General features: G+C 44.7%; 15 protein-coding genes. 11 read left to right on the forward strand and 4 right to left on the reverse strand.

Annotated elements, in window-relative coordinates; genetic code table 11:
- The first annotated feature begins 81 nt into the window (after positions 1–81).
- Positions 82–495 (forward strand): hypothetical protein, encoded by a 414-nt coding sequence (locus A8709_RS34840; protein ID WP_167357228.1) that lies wholly within the window; start codon positions 82–84, stop codon positions 493–495.
- A 640-nt stretch (positions 496–1,135) separates the two neighbouring features.
- Here A8709_RS34840 and A8709_RS32705 read toward each other — a convergent pair.
- The gene (locus A8709_RS32705) at positions 1,136–4,084 is read right to left on the reverse strand and encodes an Ig-like domain-containing protein (protein ID WP_167357229.1); all 2,949 of its coding nucleotides are present in this window, start codon (positions 4,082–4,084) and stop codon (positions 1,136–1,138) included.
- A gap of 214 nt (positions 4,085–4,298) precedes the next feature.
- Positions 4,299–4,850 carry a helix-turn-helix domain-containing protein gene (locus A8709_RS32710; protein WP_065859209.1) on the reverse strand — a complete coding sequence of 184 codons (552 nt, stop codon included), beginning with the start codon at positions 4,848–4,850 and terminating at the stop codon, positions 4,299–4,301.
- Positions 4,851–5,019: 169 nt separating this feature from the next.
- Between A8709_RS32710 and A8709_RS32715 the strand changes: the two genes are divergently transcribed.
- Complete coding sequence (locus tag A8709_RS32715) at positions 5,020–5,679, forward strand: alpha/beta hydrolase (protein WP_065859211.1); 660 nt, start codon at positions 5,020–5,022, stop codon at positions 5,677–5,679.
- Positions 5,680–5,687: 8 nt separating this feature from the next.
- Complete coding sequence (locus A8709_RS32720; protein WP_065859212.1) at positions 5,688–6,458, forward strand: DODA-type extradiol aromatic ring-opening family dioxygenase; 771 nt, start codon at positions 5,688–5,690, stop codon at positions 6,456–6,458.
- Positions 6,459–6,614: 156 nt separating this feature from the next.
- On the opposite strand, the gene A8709_RS32725 is transcribed toward A8709_RS32720, so the two are convergent.
- Together A8709_RS32725 and A8709_RS32730 are read right to left on the reverse strand one after the other, a co-directional pair.
- Positions 6,615–6,923: a DUF1330 domain-containing protein gene (locus A8709_RS32725; RefSeq protein WP_065859214.1), complete on the reverse strand. Its 309-nt coding sequence runs from the start codon at positions 6,921–6,923 to the stop codon at positions 6,615–6,617.
- Positions 6,924–7,060: 137 nt separating this feature from the next.
- Positions 7,061–7,984 carry a LysR family transcriptional regulator gene (locus tag A8709_RS32730; RefSeq protein ID WP_244163376.1) on the reverse strand — a complete coding sequence of 308 codons (924 nt, stop codon included), beginning with the start codon at positions 7,982–7,984 and terminating at the stop codon, positions 7,061–7,063.
- Positions 7,985–8,390: 406 nt separating this feature from the next.
- Here A8709_RS32730 and A8709_RS35355 point away from each other — a divergent pair, with 406 nt between their 5' ends.
- From A8709_RS35355 to A8709_RS32770, 8 genes are all read left to right on the forward strand, one after another.
- Positions 8,391–8,540 (forward strand): hypothetical protein, encoded by a 150-nt coding sequence (locus tag A8709_RS35355; protein WP_244163377.1) that lies wholly within the window; start codon positions 8,391–8,393, stop codon positions 8,538–8,540.
- 12 nt (positions 8,541–8,552) lie between these two features.
- Entirely contained in the window at positions 8,553–9,548 is a 996-nt protein-coding gene (locus A8709_RS32735) for an MFS transporter (protein WP_279615915.1), read from the forward strand.
- 160 nt (positions 9,549–9,708) lie between these two features.
- Entirely contained in the window at positions 9,709–10,500 is a 792-nt protein-coding gene (locus A8709_RS32740) for an SDR family oxidoreductase (RefSeq protein ID WP_065859216.1), read from the forward strand.
- 37 nt (positions 10,501–10,537) lie between these two features.
- Positions 10,538–10,879, forward strand: coding sequence for a nuclear transport factor 2 family protein (locus tag A8709_RS32745; RefSeq protein ID WP_065859217.1), 342 nt, complete (start codon positions 10,538–10,540; stop codon positions 10,877–10,879).
- Positions 10,880–11,084: 205 nt separating this feature from the next.
- Entirely contained in the window at positions 11,085–11,846 is a 762-nt protein-coding gene (locus tag A8709_RS32755) for a GTP cyclohydrolase II (protein ID WP_065859221.1), read from the forward strand.
- Between the two features lie 429 nt (positions 11,847–12,275).
- On the forward strand, positions 12,276–12,836 hold the full coding sequence (locus A8709_RS32760) for a hypothetical protein (protein ID WP_065859223.1): 561 nt from the start codon (positions 12,276–12,278) through the stop codon (positions 12,834–12,836).
- Between the two features lie 692 nt (positions 12,837–13,528).
- Positions 13,529–14,611, forward strand: a complete 1,083-nt coding sequence (locus A8709_RS32765) for a LacI family DNA-binding transcriptional regulator (protein WP_065859225.1) — start codon at positions 13,529–13,531, stop codon at positions 14,609–14,611.
- Positions 14,612–15,187: 576 nt separating this feature from the next.
- A complete protein-coding gene (locus tag A8709_RS32770; protein WP_065859227.1) occupies positions 15,188–17,617 on the forward strand; it encodes a glycoside hydrolase family 9 protein in 2,430 nt (809 codons plus the stop codon).
- Positions 17,618–17,633: the final 16 nt, after the last annotated feature.

Consider the following 17,633-nt stretch of genomic DNA (forward strand, 5'->3'; position numbering starts at 1 on the left):
GCGCCCATTTTTTGGGCAATCGTTCACCGAGTAGGCATTCGCACACATACAGTATAGAAGAAAATCAAACTATACAAGAATGTGAGTGATTCCGATATGGCGAAGCAAGAAGAATTAGAATTTCGTCCACCTGTAGGAGGTCACGGAGGTGGCATTGGCCACGGACCGGGAGGTATTGGTGGGGGTATTGGGCACGGGCCAGGCGGCATCGGACACGGGCCGGGAGGCATTGGCGGCATCGGTGGCATCGGTCACGGCCCTGGAGGTATTGGCGGTATTGGGCATGGCCCGGGCGGCTTCGGACATGGACCTGGCTTTTTTCCTGGCCATGGTGGATTTAATAACGGCTTCAATAACGTGCTCCCATGGATTGCAGCTCCAATCATTTATGACGCGTTAACACCGAACTATTATCCATATCCGTACCCATATCCATACCCGTATCCATACCCGCCGTACAACACGTATCCATACCCACCATATCCAGTAGTATAAAGCGGGCAAGGGGATACCTAGGAATTACAAATCAGAGCTATCTTGAAGTAGGCATACCTACGTTCAAGGTGGCTCTTTTTTGCGTTCACCTATTTCTCTGACAGTTTCCTCTTACTATTGGAGCTATGGAGCATTTCCTTTTGACAAAAATACGCTAAAGGAGGAAACTGATCTGAATGAAAAGTAAAAAGAGAAAGGGATAAATCCCTTTCTCTCGGAAGAATAGCTACTCTTTCGGTTGATCGATGCGGTGGTGATGACCTCCACCATGCCAATGACCACCACCGTGTCCTCCGTGTCCACCGTGCCATCCACCATGCCAATGACCACCATGCCAACCATGATGATAATAAGGGTAATAGGGTGTCGCAACTGGGATTAGATAGGGAGTAGCTACAGAATATGGAGTTGCTATGGGATATGGAGTTGTAACAGGATATTGAGGGTAAGCGTAATTGGTATAAGCCATCTAAGATTCTCCTTTACGTTCAAGTTTATACACCAATCTATGTTCCAGTGAAACGACTGGATACTTGCCTGTTCCGAAATGGGCATAGGCCATGACTAAAGAATAAAAGGCATTCCCCGTAGTTGATAACTACAAAGGAAATGCCTTTTTCACATACCTGATCTCTTTAAATTAAGGTCGCGGCGATTCCGTGGAAACCGGCTCAATTAGCTTCAATAATTCAATGATGTCCGCTTTATCAAACGTACTATTACCATCCATGTCGTAACCCAATCGCGTCACGGCAAGAACGTTAGTAATGTCCCACAGCTTCGCCTCTTTTTGATAAAAGAGGGACACGATATGTGTGGACGAAGCGGTCCCGTCCAAGCTCACTATTTTTATTTGGAATCGGTTCAAGCCTTCCACGAACGAAACAGGTTTACTTTGTCCGTTCGTCACCTCGATGACTGCGCCTAGCTGGCCGCTCTGCGGATCCATCCGCTTCAACTCGGTGCTAGTACCGGCTTCCATAGAAACTGTTTGAAAAGTAAATGTTGAGTTAGCGCCATGAACAACAGCCGCGATCCACGGTGTGGATGTTGGCAATACTTTGCCATAGGCATCGCTTGTGAGCACAAGCTGTGTGAAAGCAGGCTGCACAACGACTGTCACAGCTTGGGACTCTGTGCCATCTGTAAGGCCACTTCTTTCATACAGCGCTGTATATTGGTGCGTGCCAGAGCTAACGCCTGTTAAGTTGATTTCCGCATTCCCGTACACATCGGTCGTTACCCTCGCCCGTTCAGTGCCATTCTCTTTCAACGAAATGTAGCCAGGCTGCGTCAGGTCACCGATTAAGTTCCCTGCGGATACGGAGAATTGAATAGATTCTCCAAGCTGGAAAGTTCCACTCGGATGATTCAAAATGAGCACAGTCCCCTGGGTATTCGGTTTGATGACTTGGGTGATCGGGGCTGACGTCTTAGCTTCATGCAGCAGGTCTGGAACGTACGTGACCTGAATCGGGTAAGTTCCTGGTAGCAGTGCTGCTGAGGTGATAGCAGCAGTTCCTGCCGAGTCAAGTTGTACGGGAGTGTCTAGTAAGTTGCCGCCACTAAAAATAATATGGCCAGCAGGAATCTGTGACTCTCCATTCGTATTGGTTACATGTGCGGTAAATATAAGGGGAGTTCCATAATAAACAGCCTCCGTTACTGAAGAGGTAACCTCGACAGATACAGGGATTGGTTTAATCTGCAGACTGCTGCTGGTTGACACCCCATTAAGGTGCTCGTCGTCTCCTAAGTAACTTGCGACGGCCGTATGCGTGCCAACAGCAAGCTGGTCGGTCTCCCAGGTCGCTGTTCCGTTCGTCAGTGTCAAAGCACTCGGCCAATTACTGAAGCCGCCTGTACCTGAAAGTGTTACCGTCCCCGTTGGAACGGACCCACCGTTGCCTGCGTTAACGACCTGCACCATTACACTCACTGTGTGTCCGTATATGCTTTCCCCTGATTGCGGTGCCACAGACAGTTGAACAATAACCGGTGCTTTGGATACAGGCTGGGTCATTGGCTGTGAGGCACTCATAACATGATTATCATCACCGCTATATGCCGCCGTAATGACGAGATCGCCTACCGGCAGATCATGAGTGGCAAGCACCGCAGTGCCACTGCTATTTAGTGGGACTGGCGCTTGCAAGTCGACGCCGTTATTTTTAAAAGTAACTGTGCCTGTAGGCTTGATGCTAGGATTTAATGTATTGATTACCTGTGCGGTTAACGTCGTCGTTTCACCGACAGAAATCCCACCGGATGATGATAGGGTTGTCGATGTACTTGCTTTGTTAACGGTATGCCCGACTGTAGCTGCTGGGCTCATCGCATGGTTGCTGTCTCCGCCGTATTCCGCATTAAAAGAGTGCGCCCCAACGGATAAACTATCGGGCACCGACCATTCAGCTGTTCCTGAATGAAGTATGGCAGTCCCTAATGTGGTTGAACCATCTTTGAAAGTTACGATACCATCTGGTGTAATTGAGCTACCTATGGTATTCGCTACGGATGCTCTTAACGTCAAGGATGTTCCATAGCTGGAAGCTGCGTCTGTTGCTCCTGGAACCGTCAAAGTTGATGACGTAGGGATCAGATTGACCACCACGGGGATGGAGCTAGAGCTACTGGCAACATGTGTGAGACTTCCACCGTATTGTGCTGTGATCAAATGAGTTCCCACTTCTAGACTGGACGCCGTCCATGTTGCTATTCCTGAACTCAACGTCCCCGAGCCAAGTACAGTCGAGCCCTCCTTGAACGTCACCGTTCCCTCCGGCATGACCTGATTGCCACTCGTATTGGCTACTGTCGCCGTGAAAGTAAGCGGCTCGCCAACGTATCGGAGTCCAGCATTTGAGGTGAGCGTGGTATTGGTTTCAATCGCATTAACCGTATGTACAAAAGTAGTCGACTGTGGATTATGGATGCCGTCTGCGCCTGAATAACTAGCTGTTATCGTATGTGACCCGACTCCTAGGCTGGAAAAGGACAAAGAGGCGTGAGCATTGAAATTTTCAAGCTGCTCCCAAGTACGTGTCGTTTGCACATTGCTTTGTCCTACAAGCGTAACAGTCTTATCAATGTTATTTACTGTGATAGCCGTAACGTAACGAATCCCTGCAAGCTGCCAAGATTTTACTAAAGAATTATTCGCATCATACCCATATAAATAAGTAGTTTCACTATTTTCATAATCGCTGTACGCCCAATAATTCATTCCGCCCCATTGAATAACAGGACAGTTCGAGCAAGTGAATTTTAATCCAGTTTGCACCGGTGCATCCCCTGAGCTCTTATAAACAACCTCCGGCTCTGAAGCAACGAGCTCCTGCGGTTCTCCAATCAATGTGCCCCCATCGTAGAACGATATGCTCCCAGCTGGTGTCGATCCGCCTAAATCACCATCTGTCACAACGGAAGTAAGTTGAACCGACTCGCCATAAGTAGACGAGGGCTGGCCTGTAATCACTTGTTTTACTGTTGTAAGTGCATAAGCTGCCGGCTGGTACAAGTTAACCAAGAGGGCAACCCCAAGAACTGCGCCAATCCATCGCAGCTTATTCCTATTTTCCCGTTTCACCATCATTCCTCCACCCCGAGTAACTCTAGTAAGTATACTAAATTTATCGGGGTTCGCGTATATAAAATGAATAGAAAAGAGCCAACTGCTCCCTGCCGTGTAACAGGTTTTCTACGATTGGACGAAACCTTTTGGCAAATGTGAAAAAGGTTGAAAAAGAACACCCCCAACTTGGCCGCTTGGCTCAACTGAGGGTGTTTTTTGGTTTACACGTTTATATAAGGTCTCGTCCGCTGTCACTTTCTGTGTAGAGGGATATAAGTACGATTGCCGTCTCTTTCCCGATATTTCTCACCACATGGGGCGTACATGCGTTCCAACTGAACGAATCACCCTCTTCGAATTCAGCCCCATCCTCTCCCTGCTCTGCGTAAATGCTACCTTTAATAACTAAATGGACTTCCTCACCTTCATGTGCATGAGGTGTATCTCCAGTAGAGGCTCCGGGCGGGAACTCTACAAGCATCATTCTAACGTTCTTCGTAGAGCTCAGGTGCTCCACCTTCAGATATTCGGAGCCGCTTGTTGTGGTGCTTCGTTCATTCTTTCGAACAATATGCATTCGATCTTCTTTCTTTAGAAGCAAATATGCTAATGGTACATTCAAAGCCTGTGCTATATGCTCCAACGTTGCTATAGAGGGGGAAGTTTTATTAGTTTCAACCTGACTCATGAAGCCTTGGGATAAGCCGGTTTCTTCACAAATTTGAGCGATGGTGATATTTTTTCTTTTCCGAATCGCTCGAATAGTTGAGCCGATATCCATCCTCATGCACTCCTTAAATATTAGTAATAAGAATTATAATTTCATATTAGCAATTTTTGCGTTGACAAGTCAATGTATGCTGATTTAAATTAGTTATATAAACTTTATTTCTTTATTACTAATATTTATGTCAATCGCTAAGCTTAACTTACAACGAAGGAGGATTTTTATGAATCCCACTTATTACTATGACATTCATCTACCGGCCAATATGGACTCGGACAAGAAATATCCAGTCATCTTTACCCTGCACGGCAAAGGCTCTAATGAAAAAAATATGTTCAATTTGCTCGCTCCGGTGGCAGATGATTTCATTATAATCGGCATCCGCGGCAATCTACGCCTTGGCTCGGGTTATCAGTATTATGATTTGAAAAGCCTAGGCAATCCTATCCGTGAGATGTTTGATGAAGCGGCTAAACAACTCGAAGCATTCATTCATTATGTGACGGAAAAGTATCCCATCGATCCAGGCAAACGGTATTTGCTGGGGTTTAGTCAAGGCGCAATTCTGTCGATGACATTAGCACTTACGATGGGTGATAAGCTGAAGGGAATCGTTTCCCTGAACGGGTACGTTCCTGACTTTGTGAAGTCGGAGTATCCGCTGCGAAGTGTGAAGAATGTATCGGTATTTATTTCGCATGGCGAGTATGATTCCGTATTCCCAGTTCGAATTGGTCACGAGACGGCGGCATATTTCAAGGAGTTAGCGCCGCGCCTAACATTTAACCTATATCCTACCGACCATGGCGTTTCGGAAGAAAACCAATTTGATTTTCTGAATTGGCTTAAGAAAGATGCTGGTTTAACTACAATTAAGGAGTGAGAAGCGATATGATGCCTTCCTATTTTTTCGCGCATGGCGCCCCGTCGATCGTACTTGAGGATAATACGTACACACAACTACTTAAAAACTTTAAGGACAATAACCCTAGACCGAAGGCAATCGTGCTCTTTAGCGCTCACTGGGAAGAGTCGGTACAAACGGTCAGTGCTGCTAAGACTTATGAAACCATTTATGATTTTGGCGGATTTCAAGATGAGCTCTATACGATGACCTACCCGGCCAAGGGGGATCGTTCACTAAGCGAGCATGTTCAAGCACTATTTGAAAAGCAAGGCATTCAGAGTGTTCTAAATGAGGGTAGAGGACTTGACCACGGAGCTTGGGCAGTTTTGAAGCTGCTGTATCCGGAGGCGGATATCCCGGTTGTCGCTCTATCCGTGAATCGTCATCTGAGCAACGAGCAGCAGTATCAGATTGGCAAAGCCTTGGGGGAGCTTAGAGAAAAAGATGTTCTCATTATCGGAAGCGGTGGAACGGTTCATAATTTAAGAAGATTGAATTGGCAGTCTGAAGGAAACGACGATTGGGCTGAGCAGTTCGACAACTGGCTTCAGAATAAGCTTGAGTCATGGGATACAGAGGCGCTATTTCAATATCATGAATTGGCTCCTAATGCCCAAACGGCGGTGCCAACAAGTGAACACTTTATTCCGCTGTTTCTTGCAATGGGATCCGGAGACTCCAATCGTCAGGCAAAGCTGCTTCATCGCAGCTATCAATACGGCAACCTCAGTTTAAGTTGTTGGCAATTTAACTAATGAAGCTAAATGAAAGAGGACGGATCGGATGAAATCCGCAGGTAAAGCGGCAATGGAGAGAATAATTATTTTCTCCATTGCCGCGGTTTATATTGTTCATCAATTCGATAAAAGCGTCAAGTTGTTTGTCAAACAAGTGGAATACGAAATCTTCTTTCATATTTCCGAACCTTCTTTCGCAAAACCCTCTACTATAATGCCTCTATAAGTGCCACCCTTCATTCGATGCTTAACGGCATCTTGGTAAGCAGGGCTATAGTACCAAGATTTCGCTTCCTCGATACCTGGAAATTCCAACACAGCTGCTCCCTCTATTTCCGGTCCTTCAATGACTTCATGCATACCGTACATGACAAGAGGTTTCAATAAATGACCTTGAAGCGCTGACGGCGCTTTAGATGCGTAGACATTTAATTCTTCAATATTAGTTGTCTTTTCTCTGATAAAAATAACGTAAGCTGGCATTGGAATATCAAATCCTTTCCATAATGAATATTAAAAGGCTCCATAGTAATTTAATTGGAGGCATCCGTTTTCCTAACCAACTATACACACATGAATTCGTATTGTATAATTTATAATTTTCATAATATTAATTAATATTAGTAATGAATGAGGAACCACATCGCCAGTTTTCGCTTAAGAGAGGAATTAATTAAAATTTTCTTGCATATAGCTAACGAATTTTTGAGCAGCGGGCGATAAGAATCTGTTTTTTTTAAGTGTAGACCAACTTCCCAAACCCAGCCTTCTTCCTCAATCTTGATCCATCTTAAGCCGTTCAGTTCCAGTCCAGCTGTTTTTGGCAATACAGATACACCAAGACCTGCCGATACGAAGCCTGCCACTGTTGGTAGATCTTCAGCATCGTAAGTGGAGACTAAAGTGAAATTCATATGATGAACACGGGCCAAGAGTGAATCTTTTAGCGAACAGTTGTGCTTTAAACCTACAAACGGCTCTCCGGTTATCTCCTTCAAGCTAATAGATTCCTGATTGGCAAGCGGGTGCTGGGATGAGACGATAAGATACAGCGGCAGAGAGAGAATCGATAACCATTCATATGTATCGTCTACAGGCCTTTCAGATGTTATCATCAAATCGGAATCACCGCTCTCAACCCGATCTAAAATCAAGCCTTTGTCTCCTTGTGTCAACTTAAAAGTGATTTTGGGATTGGCTTGTTGATATTCACGAATGAGATGTGGGATGAAATCAACTCCCAAGATATTTAAATATGAAAGATGTATGACTCCTGAATCAGGATTGGCGTATTCTTCAATTTCCTGTTTTCCACGCTCCACTTCCTTCAAAATTGTCTCCACACGCTTAGCAAACATTGTACCGTATCGATTTATCTGCAGATTTCTGCCCTTTCGTTCAAATAAAGGTACACCAAGCTCAGTTTCTAATTTTGAAATCGAATGACTTAGAGCAGGTTGTGTAACTGATAATGATTCTGCTGCTTTCGTCAAATGCTCCGTTCGGGCAACTTCCAAAAAATACTCTAATTGTGTAAGTTCCATAGGTTCCTCCTAAACTTAATCTCGACCTAAATTCTGTTATCATCATACATACCGAATTGGATTGAAGCAATAGCAGCCATGACAGTGAAATACAAGCAAAGACGCATTTGATGCGTCCGTTTTCTATTCTCTAAATTCGCAGATTACATGAAAATAATTAATATAAAACATAGATATCATGCATTAGACTGATTGAATGTACATTGTTATGATAATTCAGGTGTTGCGGACAAGCGTGTTCACATCATAAAAAAATCTGCTTAGAAAGGACGATCATGCATGCAATTCTATATAGTTTATTGTTTATTCACTCATTAGCGAAACAGGTGTGTTCCCTGCTGCCAATTAATCAAAATTTAATGCAGATGCTATGAACTTACACTTTATATATAAAAGGAGTATAACCATGTCAAACTCATTGAAAATTTTACTTCTAGCGATAGTTACCTTTTTCGTTGGAACATCTGAATATGTAATTGCTGGCTTCCTAGATATCATTGCTAAAGATACAGGAATATCTGTTGCTTCCGCGGGTCAGCTAATTTCTATCTTTTAACTCAGTTATGCAATCGGCACAGCGATTCTCGTAGCATTAACAGCTAGAATGGATAGAAGAACGCTACTTATTGCGTCACTTGTTACATTTGTAATCGGTAATGCGATGGTTATTTTCTTGCCAGGATACTTACCTTTGCTTTTATCAAGAGTAGTGCTTGCTCTCAGTGCGGGTATTTTCCTGACTGTAGCAATTACAATGGCTACAAAATTAGCAAAGCCTGAAAAGATCGGAAGTGCTATTTCTACAGTGGTAATGGGCTTTAGTACATCCTTTGTGATCGGTATTCCGCTTGGAAGACTGGTTGCCGCGAATATGAACTGGAAATTAAACTTTGCTGCATTGGGCATTCTTGGTTTTGTTGCTATTTTCATTTTGATGGCTGCTATTCCACGTACGGAGGGTGAAACACCTATACCGTTAGTTAAACAACTCGCATTCCTTAAAAATCCAAAAATAGTGATGGCACTCGTTGTGATATTCTTCTGGATTTTAGGTTACTCGATTGCTTTTACTTACATCACACCATTTCTCCTAAACGTGGCCAATATGAGCACTAGCATGATCAGTGTGGCTTTATTCATATTTGGTTTTGCAAGTATGATTGGAGCCAAAATTGGTGGATCTGCAACGGATAAATGGGGTGTAAGAAAAACATTGCTTTCTGGGCTCATCATTCATGCCATTTCTCTTGCTCTTCTTGCTCTAAGCGCCCACTCGATTGTGGCTGTACTCTTAGTCCTTGTTCTCTGGTCCTTGTCACTTTGGTCTTCTGGTCCAACCCAGCAGGTTAACCTTGTGAGTCAGGCACCAGAAGCATCCAGTATTATGATTAGTTTGTATTCTTCCACTCAGCAGCTATCCATGGCAATTGGCGCGGGTCTTGGAGGTATTGTGCTTAAGAGCATGCCAATAAGCTCTGTTGTATGGTTTGGTGCACTTGGAGTAGCTAGTGCTGCTATCCTTGCAATCCGCGTGATTCGTCCAGTAGTCAAAGTATCAAATTAAAGTATGGAATTTCAAAAATCGTGAGGTATTACTTTATACTTTACCCATTCATGAATATTTATAATAAGATCAATTATTATTATCAATTAGAATTATCTAAATTGTAGGGATATGCTAATACTTGTGACCAAAAATAATTAATTAAAGGAGATATAGAAAAATGAAATTTTCATCTTACGAACATGAATTTCAAGGCAAACGGGCATTAATAACGGGAGGTACAAAAGGGATGGGCTATGCGATTGTAAAGCGCTTGGCCCAAGCTGGAGCCACAGTCCTTACAACGGCTCGTACAATTCCGACGGATTACGACATTCCAGGCGTTCACTTTATTCAAACTGATATCACGAAGCCTGAAGGCACGGCGCTTCTTGTTGAGGCTGTGAAAGAAAAGTTAGGTGGTATCGACATTCTTATAAATACAGTCGGAGGTGCTTCAACGCCTCCTGGTGGTGCATTGGCCTTAACTGAGGATGATTGGTTAGAAACTTTGAACATGAATCTACTTGGATCTGTCCGATTGGACAGAAGTTTACTACCAATGATGGTAGAGCGAGGAAAGGGTGTTATCATCCATGTAAGCTCTATCCAGAGAAAGTTGCCACTTTATGAAACTACCCTAGCATACGCAGCATCAAAAGCAGCGTTGACCAATTACAGCAAAGGATTATCTAAGGAGTTTTCTCCAAAGGGGATTCGGATCAACACGATTGCGCCAGGCTTCATTCAGACGGAAGCAGCAGATCGGATGATCGACCGCATCGCGACAGTTGCTGGTAGTCGCGAAGCTGCGTTAGAGGAACTTATGGACTCGCTTGGAGGCATTCCAATCGGTCGTCCAGGACTACCTGAAGAAGTAGCGGAACTTGCAGCTTTCTTGGCATCCGATCGCTCAGCTTCCATTACGGGAAGCGAGTACGTAATCGACGGTGGAACGATTCCAACGGTTTAATTATTTTCTGTTCTTTTACAAAAAGGAGGGGTTATTTTTGAATCAATTACCAGGTCCCGTAAAAGCATATTTCGATGCTTCAAACGAGGAACGATTAGATTCATTTCTTGCAGCATTCAACGACGATGCCTACGTCTTTGACGATAATCGGGAGTTTAGAGGTATAGAAGAAATTCGAAATTGGAGTAAAACCGATATCTTTGGTGCTCATGTTCGCTTTGAAATAACTGATGCAACGGAACATGATGGCGTGTACGCCGTTATCGCGTCGCTTGACGGCGATTTTGATAAAACTAATCTACCCAGCCCATTCTTTTTAAAACATACATTTAAGCTGTCTGGCGGTAAAATTAATGAGTTACAAGTATCCTTGCCTTAATATGGAGGAAAACAAATTCCAATCGGTGCATATCGATGCGCCGATTGTTTCTTTTTACAAGTTCCTAAAAACGATTAAGGAGGATTTCGACCGATTTTATCGCCGTGTTAGTATTCCGGCAATGCTCGGTTGTGTAAGGGAATTAAGAAAAATAGATGATCATTTGTTGGAAATCCCAATTGCAAATTGAAAAGGAGAAGTATCCATGCCAGTGGCTCAAAGATTTGATCCTAAAGTGATTTCACTTTTACAAGAGAAAATAAAACTGATCAAAAACGACGAAGGCGCGGTATATCTTGTCGGCCCCATCAAGCTGCCGATAAACTTATTTGGGGAGACCATCCAGTTTAATTGGTACTGCTGGCTCAATTGCAAGGAAGTGACGGAAGACTTTGAGCGTATTGTCGCCAAATTATCTGCTGCTAATTTAGCGGAATATCAACAATCGAGTGTACTTGTCCATGGGGATTTTCAAAACGCAGAGCATGCTTTGATTCGGTTTCATTCGATCTGTCACACTGGAGATATTTTTGGCAGTAAACGATGCGACTGCGGATATCAGCTCCATCAGTCGTTGAAGCATATTGCTGAGCATGGAAGCGGCGCGTTATTTTACCTAGCAAATCATGAAGGACGAGGTATTGGGCTCTTTAGCAAAGCGCTTGCCTATATTCTACAAGAAAACGGATACGATACTGTGGATGCCAATCTTCAACTTGGCTTTGTGGATGATTCACGTGATTATAGCGATGCTATCAAGGTTTTAAAAGCACTCCGAACAAAGCCGGTGACACTAATCACTAACAATCCCAAAAAATTAGATGCGCTTAGCAAGGCAGGTCTGGATGTAGAGGATCGGGTGCAACTTTGGGGAGATGTATCCGAATATAACGAGAAATATTTGAAAACGAAAATCGAACGTTCCGGGCACTTGAACGGTGAAGAAGGCTGTTGTAATAATGACTAACCTTAGGTCAGTCAGTTAGATCCAAACCGCTTGTTTGTACAGAAGCTCCCCCTTCAAAATGTAGGGGGGAGCTTTTTTTTGTGTATTGGTCAACTTGTATACGAGATCAAATGAACGAACTCCTCCTCATCATCATCTTCTTCTCCTTATTAAACATACTGGCGTACTCTCGGCTGAAGTGAGATGCAGTTTCATAGACTACCCGGAATGCGACATCGGAGGCGTCTGCCGACTGAGGGAGGATTTCTGGTGTACCCAAAATATCAAAAACGTAACACGCTAGCTTTCATAGCCGCTACATACTTCGCACTTGCGAATTATTCTGATACTTTTTTTTGGCATAAATTGTAATATTCAACATACGAAGTAGCGCTCAAACAGAAATACCCGTTAGATCCAATTTCAATTATTGCTGCTTCAAAAGAACATATGGCTATTGGACTGGAAGGAGATACGGCTTTTCGGGATTTTCTAATTTCAGCGAATACGGATGGAAGCAGTCCTACATTAGAAACGATTGAAACAATTAAAAAGCATTCCTTTAATTACACTGAGTCGGGGGATGGCTCATGCAGTATAACCAACCTGAACATAGCGCCGCATGGCACTGGTACACTCGTCATACCGGCACGAAACTGGCAGAATGGCGATATTCTAAATATTAAAGCGGTTAAGTCTTCGAAACTGTTTGATGAATACAACCTTTCAGTAGAGACGCGGATTAAAACGTTCCCAGCTGTTCAGGGACCAGCCCCCAGTGTAACAGATGACGCTTCGAACATCACAGTTTCCGGCTCCAACTTCAGTATTGGCATCCCCGGCGCATATGGCACCATAGGGGCCAACTTCACGGTGAGTATAGATGGCGCAGGACTTGTTACTACTGGGTATAGTATTACCAATCCGATAGCGGAGGCGAAAGAGACCGGTGTTATCTATGATGAATCAGGTTCGGTCGATCAATTGAGCTGGGATCGGAAGGGCTTATAGTCCGCTTATCCCGCCGCCAGAAGGAATATATCAACTACGCCTCAGCCATCATGTCTGGCTCCAATAACCGAATAAGGGCTGAATCAAACGGTACGGAGGCGGTTAGAATGGAAATAAATAAGAATTGGATTGATGACAGAGATTCCTCCATTACGTACAACGGTGATGCAGGTGACTACAAAGGAACGGAAAAGTACAGCAATACAGTAGGCGCCAAAATTTAGCTGCGTCGGTTTTACATTTAAGCTCTTTTTGGATACTATCTTCAAGAAGGGTGAAATGTCGAATGTTTCAAACGCCAGGCTGTAGGTATCTTTGGGTGACATTTCTAATAATTCGTGCAGGGAGAATAGCACTTCTTGGCGAATACTATACATCGGGAGTTCATCCTATCTTCTCGGTGTAGGTAAGGTAACCAAACACTTCGAGATTTGGGGAGGTACCCCTTTTTTCGCATCTTAAAAACTCAATCGTGGTAAGGCTTTTGATTATGAAATTGATTCAAGTTAGAAATGATTCAGTTTTAAGATATACTGGACAATGGGAAGTTCTCATAGAAAAATAACCCAATCTAGTGAAATCATGATATCCTAAGGTTCCGACACCAAAAAGGAGATCAATCGCTGAAAGGGTTACATCTAGTAGTTTACCCGATTTCAAAGCGATTATTATGACAGTAGGGGTGTGAATGAATGGCAACGATTAAGGATGTGGCGGAACGTGCGGGGCTATCCACTACACTAGTCTCTCGGTTTCTGAATGGGCGGACGGGTGTGAGTCCCGATTCGAAAGTGAAGATTCAGTTGGCTATTAAGGAACTGAATTATCGGCCTAATGGAATCGCACGCTCGCTTGTCCTTCAGAAGACACATAGCATAGGCATTGTACTTGACAATATCGGAGCTCCGTTCGTCGCTCGCCTCATATCGGGACTTGAGCAGGGAGCGGAAGACTTCGACAAAGAGAACGAATACAACTTGCTATTTTGCTCCTCCAAGGGCAACTTGCAGAAGAAGAAGCGGCATATTAACTACCTGACGCAGGGACGCGTAGACGGCATCATTATTTATGGCAGCTTGACGACCGACGATACATTAATCCGCGAGTTGTCGGATTCGACCTTTCCGTTTCTACTAATCGAGAATGACGTGGACAACGTCGACGTCGACAAGGTGATAATCGATAACGTGGAGGGCGCCTACCAGGCGACAGAACTGTTGATTAAGCAGGGTCATCGTCGCATTGCGCATATGGCGGGCAATATGAATTTGAAAATTACGCTCGAGCGGATGAATGGATATATTCTCGCGCTGCAGGATAACCAGATTCCGGTGCAGAGCGACCTTATTCTGTATCCGACGTTCGAGTTAGCTGAGGAGCAGCCGTCGCAGGAGTCGAACTTTCGCAGCGGCCGCGCGTATTACGACGCGGGCTATCGTGAGATGAAGAAGTTGATCGACGGAGGCGGGGAAATGCCGGAGGCGATCTTCTTCGCGAGCGACATCTCTGCATTCGGGGCGATTCAAGCGATGGAAGAGGCGGGCATCCGTGTGCCGGAAGACGTATCGGTCGTCGGCTTCGACGACGAGACGCCGTCGGACTACAATAGCGGCTGCAAGCCGATTACGACGATGCGTCAGCCGCTGTACAATCTCGGCTATACCGGGATCAAGCGGCTTATTGCGATCATCAACGACCCAGAGCTGCCTAAGGAGAAGGTTGTGTTGAAAGCGAAGCTGATCGTCAGGGATAGCTGTCAAGCAAGATTGCGATGAATGAATAGTTGAAAAGCAATAGGATGTGTAACGCAACACATCATTTTCTACATAGCCGAACGAGGTCTGGTTTAATCCAGTCGCTTGTTCGGTTTGTTTTGTTTTGTCTAAAATATGCTATAAATAAAGGGAATTTGAAGAAAGTAATCTTGAAGATAATTCAATAATGATATTGACGGCATACAAAACGGCTGATATATTAAGTGTGTATCGATACACACTTAATATATATCGAATAGCTTGTTAGCTATCAAGAGCGGAATGGAGAAAATAGCTATGATAAATCTTTTGTTCAACAAGCAGTTGTAGGATAGGGAAATGATTCATTGTGCGCTATTTTAGCCGAATATGAGTACTTCGAGAGATCACTTGCAGCTACACTGATCCTGAAGAGCAGAGCGCTGGACAGCTTCAATAGCTTGGCTGTTTGACGGTTAGTAAGCAGAGTGACATGGTGTTAAACGATGTACATATGTGTTCATACCAAAGTGGAAAACAAGGAGGCGGGGGCTCGTAGGTGCTGCATGGACAGGGCTTGCGAGAAGATTACCTAGAGCAAGAGGAGAAGAGACATACATGTACAAGCAATTACTTCAAGATATTAAACAGTCGGGTTACATTCATCGCCCATTGCCTCGATATACGGAGCATTCGTTAGAAGAAGCTCAGAAGAGGCTGCAAGTCCTTGATTCTCAAATGATATATCGTGCTGGAGAGACAAGCGTGGATGCATGGACGTTCAAGGGTGTAGGTGAAATGAAGGTAGATCGGGATCAATCGTTAATGATCATATCACCGACGGTGATGCCGCATTGGCCGGAAGGCGCTCCTGAAGACGGGGATTATACCAATTTTGGAGAGGCATGGTTGACGCATAAAATTGATGGCCAGAATTGGGAGCGCTTCAATCGGCTCGCAATCGAATTAAAAGCGGATTTTCAAGGCACGCCGAATACGTACATTATGATCAAATTCCGTAATGAGGGAGTTATCCCAATTCCCGATCTGTATTTCCGAGAAGGGGTACATGGGATTAACGTATCGGACACAGCATGGAACACCGTGTACTTGAACATTGCGGATCTGCCGCGTGATGTGATTACTGAGATTGAAATCGGATACTTCTTGAACGGGAAGACACATGCGACGGGAGATTGGATGAAACTCAACGTTCGATCGATTCAATTGGAGCTGGTCGATCAACAGGAAGTTACGAAGGGGTGGGCGCCAAGTCCGCGTGAAATTGTATTCTCTCACTCTGGATACCGAGCAGGAAGTGTCAAGACGGCTCTAGCACAGCATTTGGACGCTGAACAGTTCCACATTGTCCGTGAGACAAAAGATGAAATTGTATTTTCAGGAAGAATTGAACTGGTGGAAACGGGCATTGGGCAGTTTCAATGGATGGATTTCACGCCAGTGACAGATGAAGGTCGCTATTTGATCCAGGCAGGAGATTCGGTTTCACAGCCGTTTACAATCGGGACGTCAGCGGATGTATGGCAAGCTTCGATCTGGAAGTCGTTGAACTTCGTGTTCTGTGAACGCTGCGGCTATCCGGTTCCTGGCATACATGGTACTTGCCATGGAGATGTTATCGCGCAGCATAACGGAACTAAGCTTGCGTTTCATGGCGGATGGCATGATGCGGGGGATGTATCCCAACAAATGATTCAGACCGCAGAAGTGACTCAGGCATTGTTCGAGTTAGCAGAGCAGATGAAGCCGCTGGACGAAGATTTGTATCTACGATTAATAGAAGAAGGGGAATGGGGCCTGGATTTCATACTGAAGATGCGGTTCGGCGACGGCTATCGTGCGACAAGCGCCGGGATCACGCGTTGGACGGACGGACGGATCGGCAATTTGGATGATTGTGCAGCGCGTGTACACAATCAAGCATATGAAAATTTCTATTGCGCGGGGATTGAAGCAAGTGTTCACTCCCGTCTACCGAATGAAGCCTTGTCTTGGCACTTGTTAGACATAGCGAAGGAGGATTTCCAATATGCGCTCGATGTGTACGAGGAAGTCGGCTTCGACCAAAAACCGATATTCTGGGAGCATACCTATCAAACCTCAGAGAGCTTGTATATGGCTACGGCATCTTGGGCGGCTTCCATGCTGTATAAGGAGACTCAAGATGCATTCTATGCCGAGAAAGCGGCTGAATTTATCCGTTATGTGCAGCAGTCACAGGAGTTAGATGGCATTAGATTGCATGACGACACGGCAATTCGAGGATTTTTCTACCGCAATCCAGCGAAAAAAGTCATTCAACACTTCAATCATCAGGCACGTGAACATCTGTACTTGCAGGCGCTCGTCGCTGTTCATGAGACACAGCCTCTGCATGCTGAAGCGAATAGCTGGCTCGTATCGATTCAAGCGTATGGAGAGTACCTAAAGCATTTAAGTGCCTATACGGCTCCGTATCCGATGATATCAAGCGGACTCTATTTGGCGGATGAGCATTTGGATGAGAAGAGCTTCGGATATCAACACTTGCTTGTTGATGAACAAGCGCATGAAGATTACAAGCTGCAATTGAAGGAAGGTGTCCAGTTATCCGATGAGGTGTACTTGCGCCGGTTCCCGGTGTGGTTCTCCTTTAAAGGCAATAACGCGATTCTACTGTCCACCGGCAAAGCGGCATCGATCGTCGGTCGCTATCTAAACGATAACACGTTGTTGAATATTGCAGAGGGGCAGTTGCAGTGGATCGTTGGAAAGAACCCTTTCGGCCAATCTCTGATGTATGGCGAAGGGTACCGATATGCGCAGCAATATTCGGTGCTTAGCGGTGAAATGACCGGTGAGATCCCAGTTGGTGTACAAACCTTCGGCAATGAGGATGTGCCTTACTGGCCGCAATTCAACAATGCCACCTATAAGGAAGTGTGGGTTGGACTTGCCGGTAAATGGATGTCCCTGCTTGCGGATCTGTACGCAGTAGATACCGGTTTTGGAGTTGCAAGGAAGAGCAAGGCAAAGCCGGGAGATTAGGTTTAATCGAATATCA

This window comes from Paenibacillus pectinilyticus (assembly GCF_001700435.1).
Classification (GTDB): Bacteria; Bacillota; Bacilli; order Paenibacillales; family NBRC-103111; genus Paenibacillus_E; species Paenibacillus_E pectinilyticus.